The organism is Citrobacter sp. Ca225, from assembly GCF_030337175.1.
Classification (GTDB): domain Bacteria; phylum Pseudomonadota; class Gammaproteobacteria; order Enterobacterales; family Enterobacteriaceae; genus Citrobacter_A; species Citrobacter_A amalonaticus.
Genome location: NZ_JAOWCD010000062.1, coordinates 1 through 7,249, shown reverse-complemented (window position 1 = coordinate 7,249; position 7,249 = coordinate 1). Strand labels below are relative to the sequence as shown.

The 7,249-nt window shown below is 50.4% G+C and carries 6 protein-coding genes; 3 read left to right on the top strand and 3 right to left on the bottom strand.

The genetic code is table 11. The features are described from left to right. Positions 1-41: 41 nt before the first annotated feature. From tnpC to OGW13_RS25695, 3 genes are read right to left on the bottom strand one after another with little or no spacing between them, the layout of a single operon-like run. Positions 42-1,577: an IS66 family transposase gene (gene tnpC / locus OGW13_RS08150; RefSeq protein WP_001000406.1), complete on the bottom strand. Its 1,536-nt coding sequence runs from the start codon at positions 1,575-1,577 to the stop codon at positions 42-44. 49 nt (positions 1,578-1,626) lie between these two features. Beyond that, complete coding sequence (gene tnpB, locus OGW13_RS08145; protein ID WP_000609174.1) at positions 1,627-1,974, bottom strand: IS66 family insertion sequence element accessory protein TnpB; 348 nt, start codon at positions 1,972-1,974, stop codon at positions 1,627-1,629. Beyond that, positions 1,971-2,303, bottom strand: a complete 333-nt coding sequence (locus OGW13_RS25695) for a transposase (RefSeq protein WP_050586387.1) — start codon at positions 2,301-2,303, stop codon at positions 1,971-1,973. The genes tnpB and OGW13_RS25695 overlap by 4 nt, the downstream gene beginning before the upstream one ends. Before the next feature lie 452 nt (positions 2,304-2,755). On the opposite strand from OGW13_RS25695, the gene OGW13_RS08140 reads away from it, so the two are divergent. From OGW13_RS08140 to OGW13_RS08130, 3 genes are all read left to right on the top strand, one after another. Further along, on the top strand, positions 2,756-4,963 hold the full coding sequence (locus OGW13_RS08140) for a DUF8727 domain-containing protein (RefSeq protein WP_040216748.1): 2,208 nt from the start codon (positions 2,756-2,758) through the stop codon (positions 4,961-4,963). A 2-nt stretch (positions 4,964-4,965) separates the two neighbouring features. After that, positions 4,966-5,916, top strand: a complete 951-nt coding sequence (locus tag OGW13_RS08135) for a hypothetical protein (RefSeq protein ID WP_287115867.1) — start codon at positions 4,966-4,968, stop codon at positions 5,914-5,916. Between the two features lie 88 nt (positions 5,917-6,004). Further along, positions 6,005-7,212, top strand: a protein-coding gene (locus OGW13_RS08130; RefSeq protein ID WP_109455549.1) for an IS3 family transposase whose coding sequence is annotated in 2 segments (ribosomal slippage) — positions 6,005-6,326 and positions 6,326-7,212 — 1,209 coding nt in all. Because the reading frame shifts where the segments join, the coding sequence is not laid out codon by codon here. The last annotated feature ends 37 nt before the right edge of the window (positions 7,213-7,249 follow it).

Here is a 7,249-nt window from a genome sequence, read left to right as displayed (position 1 = left end):
GTAAGCGTGCAGTGAGAACCGTATTGACGAAGTGAAGCTGGTCAGGCAGGCAGAGTAACCCGCCACGGGAGCAGAGCACCCACCCGGTTCACAGGCCAGTCGGCGATGACATCAAGTACATGATGCAGATAGCGTTCCGGATCCACGCCGTTTAATTTGCACGTCCCGATAAGACTGTACAGTGACGCACCGCGCTCACCACCATGATCCGAGCCGAAGAACAGCCAGTTTTTTCTCCCCAGACTGACCAGTCGTAGGGCGTTTTCGGCAATGTTATTATCCACCTCCACCCAGCCATCTTCTGCATAGCGGGTCAGCGCCGGCCACTGGTTCAGCGCATACCCGAACGCCTTCGCCAGTTCTGAGTGCCTTGAGAGGGTTTTCTGTTTCTCCCGCAGCCACCCCTCCAGTGACGCCAGCAGCGGCAGCACTTTTTGGTGCCGGACTGCCTGCCGTTCCTCTGCTCTTTTACCTCTGAGCTCCGACTCGATGGCATACAGCTCGCCGATCCGTTTCAGCGCCTCCTCCGTCAGGGCTGACGGGGTACGGACGTGAACATCGTGGATTTTTCGGCGGGCATGGGCCCAGCACGCGGCTTCCTTTATATGGCCGTCGCGGTAGAGCTCGTTGAACCCGGCGTAGGCATCAGCCTGCAGTACGCCACTGAAGCCTGCAAGATGGGTCTGAGGGTGGATACCTTTTCTGTCCGGGCTGTAAGCGAACCACACTGCGGGGGCCAGCGCTGATCCGGCGTTGCGGTCGTCTCGAACGTACGTCCATAAGCGCCCGGTCTTCGTCTTCTTATTGCCCGGCAACAGCACCGGGACAGGCGTATCGTCAGCATGGAGTTTGCCGTCGGTCAGGACATAGTGCTGAAGGGCTTCATCCAGCGGTGCCAGCAGACGACAACACGCATCCACCCAGCCCGACAGTACAGAACGACTCAACACTACACCCTGGCGGGCATAGATCTCCGACTGGCGATACAGCGGTGTGTGCTCTGCATACTTTGAGGTCAGCACTCGGGCCAGCAGCCCCGGTCCGGCGATCCCCCGTTCGATGGGGCGCGAAGGAGCCGGGGCCTGAACGATGCGATCGCACCGACGGCAGGCATGCTTTTCACGGACTGTCCGGATAACCCGGAAGGCGCTGCGCATCAGCTCCAGCTGTTCGGCGGCATCCTCACCCAGGTAACTCAGCGAACCACCGCACTCCGGGCAACACGGCTCAGTCGGCAGCAGCCGCTTCTCATCCCGTGGGAGTGACTCAGGGAACGGTTTGCGGGTGCGGGTCTGACGCAGCGGGCGCTGCACTGCCGGGTCATCCACCCGGCCGGTCAGCGTATCGCTTTCCTGCTGCAGCAGGTTCAGGTCAGCTTCCATTTGCGCGATACGGCGAGATACCTTTTCGGAACGACTGCCGAAGTTCATCCGGCGCAGCTTATCCAGTTGCGCCTGCAGATGGTCTATTTCGCGTTCCCGGTTGCTCAGCTTTTCCTGCAGGGCGTGGATCAACGCTTCCTGTTCGGCCAGGCGCTGTTTCAGCAGAAGGATGTCGTCAGAAGAGGTATCGTTCATAATCCTGTATTTTACCAGGCTTATTCTGCGACAACCAGGATAAAGAGCGCTACAACATGGTCAGGGATGTCAGTAACCGCTTTGGCTGTCGCCAGTCGATACCTTCCATCAGCATCGCCAGTTGCGCCGGCGTCAGGAACACTTTGCCATCGCGGGCTGAGGGCCAGGCGAAGCGACCACGTTCCAGTCGCTTTGTCAGCAGGCACAGACCATCGCCGGTGGACCAGAGCAGTTTTACCTGACTGCCGCTGCGTCCCCGGAAGATGAAGACGTGGCCGGACATCGGGTCATCTTTCAGCGCGGTCTGCACCTTTGCGGCGAGGCCATTGAAGCCGTTGCGCATATCGGTGATACCGGCAACCAGCCAGATTTTTGTGCCTGCGGGAAGATTTATCATACCGGCCCCCGCATCAGTTCGCGCAGGACAGTGCTCATGAGTTCAGCAGAGGGATGAGTCAGTGTTATTTCTCCTCCCCGACATTTTATGTGGCAGGTAGCGGGAGGAGAGCAGGATGGTAGTTCGAAGGTTGGGAGAGAAGAGCCCGCCTGAAGCTGCACGGGTATCAGGGCAGGAAGCGACGATGAGTTTTTTCGGGGCCGACAGACCCGCCCTTCACGCTGCCAGAGCCTTATCCATTTAAAGAGCAGGTTATCATTGACGTCATGTTTCCGGGCCAGTGCGGCAATACTGCCTTCTTCTTCAAGAGCCAGCCTGACCAGTTCCATTTTGAATTCAGGGGAATAGTGTTTCCGGGGAAGTCTTTCTTTAGCGCGCATGAGGTGTCCACCTGCAAAATAAGTGGGTGCTTAAGTTACAGGATCCTGGATTCGGGACCAGACGGTACTCAGACGACGCTTACACTTTTGCTGGTACGGATCACTCGAAAGTGTTAGCAATAGAGTAGACGCGATATGAAGTTGTGTAGTGGTAAGTGGCACTGTCAACATTGGTGCTCATATCACGGATTCGCGAAACGCGATTATAGAAACTGTTGCCATATTAGACTTATGGTGTTTAATATCAGGAACTTAAATAATTTATTGAAATGCTCGTTGGTGATTATCTCGCTAAAAAGTGCTAGATAAGAAGCAAAACTAAACCTGTTTTTCTCGAGATGTAGATGTGTTGAGTTTGCAACACGTAGGTAATCCCTTTATTTATTGTTTGAATAGAAATCATGGCTTTAGAACAAGTTATCTACAACCTTGAAGAGGTTAAAGGGCTCTCTGATGAAGAGCTTTACCAACGCCTTTATGATAGTTGGGGCTTGGAAAATCATAAAATTGATGTCTGGGGTGAACTGAGTATTAACGAGGCAGGGAACTGGGCTGGTATCCGTAACGCAAAAACTCTTAGTGGCAACCAAAGCATAGAATACCCTCTGGCTGATTCGCATGAATTGCAATCAGGTGTGTTTTTAACCCCATCAGTAGCAAAAATAGTGTTAGGCAATGACACTAAAGGGATGGTTGCTTGTGAACTGATGTTAGCATCCATCCCGCAAAGAGCTAAAAAAAACAACCCATTTCTATTAGCCGTCAATGATAAGACGGTTGAGCGTTTGACCTATCTGCCCGATGCATTACCTAATTTAGATCGGCAAGCCCTAATTCAAAATGAAGATGAAACACTGCTACGCAAAGTTATTTATGACGCAGAAGTTAAGCGCGTTAAACATAAAATCGCCTCAGAAACAGAAGCGTTAGAGGCAGCGTTGCAAGAAAAACAACAGGATATGACTGACAAGTTGGCGGAGTTGTCAGACGCATTCAAAAGTACACAGGATAAAATCACAGCATCAACGACAGAGCTTGAAAGCTCAATCAAGAGAAATGAAGAACTAAATAATGATAATCATCGGCTAAATCTGAAGATTCAGGAAAGCAAAGCTGAGTTAGACGTCATTATCGAAAAGAGCCGAAAAGTAGAGGAAAGTATGGCAAGAAAAGTCGAGAAACTAACAGATTTCATCAAAGAGAAAGCCATCTTCCTGAAGAGTTTTGAGTTTTTGGATGAGGAAGATTTCGACTTTTTTGTTGGAAGCCCCTTGTCTAATAAGGAGCGTGGTGAACATATCTCTTTTTCACAAGCCCTTTATTCAAACTACAGCGATGCAGTTTCTTACATTCAAGCGTACCTCAAAGAACGAGACATCCTGTACCCTCGCCATATTATCGAGAACTTCCTAACGCTTATTCGCACCAATGATCTCATCATTCTGGCGGGGGACTCAGGCTCAGGCAAAACAAACCTGGTTCAGTCGTTTGCCAAGGCTATTGGTGGGGTATCTAAGATCATTCCGGTTAAGCCTAACTGGACTAGTTCAGAAGATTTGCTGGGCTATTACAATCCCCTAGAGAAGAAATATTTGGCGACACCATTTCTTGAGGCATTGATCGAGGCTAAGCAAAACCCAGATATCCCATACTTCATCTGTTTAGACGAAATGAACCTTGCCCGAGTGGAATATTACTTTGCCGACTTTCTTTCTAAGCTAGAGGAGCGTAACGAGCAACCGACCATTCAACTTTACTCGGATGATGAAGCTGCACACGTTCTTGCCGAGCTAAAAGGGGTTGTTTCTGTCATTTCTAACGCGCAAGAAAAGTTCAGCAAAAATGGCATCGTGGACTTCGTTGCGCTCATGCAAGATGAAGAAATTAACGCTGAAATGAAGCGCGCGTTTGGCTTTAGCGATAAAGACTCACTGATTAAATACCACGGTGATATCAGACGTATGTTGGCAGGTGTTCTCGGCACGCCTTCGTCAATCACGATTCCAGCGAACGTAAGAATTATTGGTGCTATCAACATCGACGAAACAACCCATTACCTCTCACCAAAAATACTTGATCGTGCACACGTGATGAAGTTCAAGAGTCCTTTGCTGACCGACTGGGATGCTATTTTTGATGAGATTGACTCTTACGGGCTCGACGACGTTACTTTACCGCTAGTGTTTGATATTGAAGAGCTTGGTGAGCGTACCCCTTATCCGAAATTTGAACGTTTGAATGAATTCTGCGAGTTATTTACGACTTTAAACCGCGATGTTTTCGACCCGCTTGGCGTGGAATTTGGTATGCGAACTATTCGACAAGGGCTTAACTATGTAAGTTTATTTAGCGATGTAAACGATAATAAGTCTCTGGCCATCAACAACTTTATCGTTCATAAGGTGCTACCAAAATTCACATTTGATGGCGATAAGCAAGTGGGTGATTACAGTAAAGCTGAGCTTGTTAGCCGTGTATTCTTACCTCGCCTTGAGTCGCTGCTGGACAACCAAGTAGAAATAGCGGCGGAGTTTTCATGCACCAAATCGATAGAGCGTTTAGTTAAAACGGCTGAATCGAATGATGGCGTTGTGAACTACTGGGCGTAATCATGGAAACTCCATTCGTTATCAAGTTTATCGAGACCAAATGGCACGATAAGCAAACCTTAGTCAGTGTTAGCGAGTCGGAGTACTCGCTAAAGCTTGAGCAGACGGGGAACAATGCATTTTCCGCACACACCACCATCTACCCTAAGGTCGATGAGCTACGTTTTGCTCAACTTGCGATAAAAACTAAGCAGGGTGATCAGTCTCCGCCTTACATTGTCATGCCTAATGGTGATAGAAAGCAGTTAGAGTCGATAACCGATCCCGCATCTAATGCTGTGTGGTGGGTTGAGCCTGCTCATTGGGACGCAAAACAACGGGTGTGGCGCAGTGAAGCGAGGCGAACGGCTGGTCAGATCACGTTTGTTATTGGTAACTCGACACTAAAGCTTGATATTGATATCTCCGAACAGACCAAATCGGATCTTTCACGTTACCTGTCAGATTTTAAAGCGGACCTGTGGGAGCTGATCCTCGATGAGAATAGTCATATCACGGGCGACGCTAAAAATTCACAGGTTGCAGCCATCGACCAAGAAGCGCTGTCATTAGTCGCATCAATTCTTAGCAATGCACAAACCATCCTCAAAAAGCCCAAAGTTGAACTGAAAGAAATTCAAGCGTTAAAGCCAGCAAAAGAAGTACGTCCTGTTCCACGTACATTTATGGAGATTTGTACCAAAGGTTCGCGTAAGCATTTAACGAGCCGCGCATCTGAGCCGAGTTACAACGTGCCAGAAAACCAGTATGTGCTGTATGTGGTTTCGAGCACGCTGAGCATTGTAAAGCAATTGGTTAAGGTGGCTGAGAGCAAAAAGAGTCGTTTTTCTGGGGCTATTGAAAAGCTCAATGAGCGTTTAGACAGTTTAAAAGACTATCGTATTATCAACCGTGACCTAGTAGTTAAAGACTTAGAACGACTTAAAAAGCGCTTTGATACAGAAGTAATCTGATGTAGCCCCCTGAAACACCAGACAGTAGCTGTATCTCCAGATAAGAGATAGGCTTGAATATATGTCTAACACTAACGCCAATTTTGAGATGACCGGGATCCTGTTAGGGCAAGAAGTCCGTAAACGTAAAACTCCTCAGGAGAAGATCGCCATTATCCAGCAGACGATGGAGCCGGGCATGAATGTCTCCCATGTCGCCCGCCTGCATGGCATCCAGCCCAGCCTGCTGTTTAAGTGGAAGAAGCAATATCAGGAAGGCAGCCTCACCGCCGTTGCGGCCGGAGAAGAAGTTGTTCCAGCTTCTGAGCTTACTGCTGCTCTGAAGCAGGTCCGGGAGCTTCAGCGCCTGCTGGGCAAGAAGACGATGGAAGTTGAGATCCTGAAAGAAGCCGTGGAGTACGCTCAGTCGCGAAAATGGATAGCGCACGCGCCCTTGTTGCCAAAGGACGGGGAATAGCCCTGGTCAGCCGCACCATGGGCGTGTCGCGTGCGCAGCTGTCACTGCGAATTAACCGTTCTGCCGACTGGCAGGACAGGCGCTGTAACCGGCGTGATGACGAAGCAGACGCTGAAATACTGTCAGAGATCCTCGATATCATCAGCGATATGCCCAGTTACGGCTATCGCCGTGTGTGGGGCATCCTGCGTACGCAACGCCGTACAGAGGGACTGCCCCCCGTGAACGCCAAACGGCTTTACCGGCTTATGAGTGAGCATAATCTGCTGTTACTGCATGACAAACCAGAGCGGTCGAAGCGTGAACATAAGGGCAAAATCGCGGTGGCAGAAAGCGATATGCGCTGGTGTTCAGATGGCTTCGAGTTCGGCTGCGACAACGGTGAGAAGCTGCGGGTCACGTTCGCGCTGGACTGCTGCGACAGAGAAGCCATAGACTGGGCAGCGAGCACAGGAGGCTACGACAGTTCGACGGTGCAGGATGTGATGCTGAGGTCGGTGGAAAAGCGCTTCGGCGACGGGCTGCCGACCACACCGGTTCAATGGCTGACGGATAACGGTTCAGCATATACCGCGCATGAAACGCGGAGGTTCGCCAGAGAGCTGAATCTGGAGCCGTGTACAACAGCGGTGAGCAGCCCGCAGAGCAATGGCATGGCCGAACGATTCGTGAAGACGATGAAGGAAGACTATATCGCGTTCATGCCAAAACCAGATGTGAGAACAGCCCTGCGAAACCTTGCAGCAGCGTTCACACATTACAATGAAAACCACCCGCACAGCGCGCTGGGATATCACTCCCCGAGGGAATATCGGCGGCAGCGGACATCGTTAACTTAAGATACAAAAGCTGTCCGGAGATGGCGGGTCAAGATCA

Excerpts from the sequence above, each read along its gene's own strand:
- tnpC (WP_001000406.1), bottom strand. The coding sequence starts at position 1,577 with ATGAACGATACCTCTTCTGACGACATCCTTCTGCTGAAACAGCGCCTG.
- tnpB (WP_000609174.1), bottom strand. The coding sequence starts at position 1,974 with ATGATAAATCTTCCCGCAGGCACAAAAATCTGGCTGGTTGCCGGTATC.
- OGW13_RS25695 (WP_050586387.1), bottom strand. The coding sequence starts at position 2,303 with ATGGAACTGGTCAGGCTGGCTCTTGAAGAAGAAGGCAGTATTGCCGCA.
- OGW13_RS08140 (WP_040216748.1), top strand. The coding sequence starts at position 2,756 with ATGGCTTTAGAACAAGTTATCTACAACCTTGAAGAGGTTAAAGGGCTC.
- OGW13_RS08135 (WP_287115867.1), top strand. The coding sequence starts at position 4,966 with ATGGAAACTCCATTCGTTATCAAGTTTATCGAGACCAAATGGCACGAT.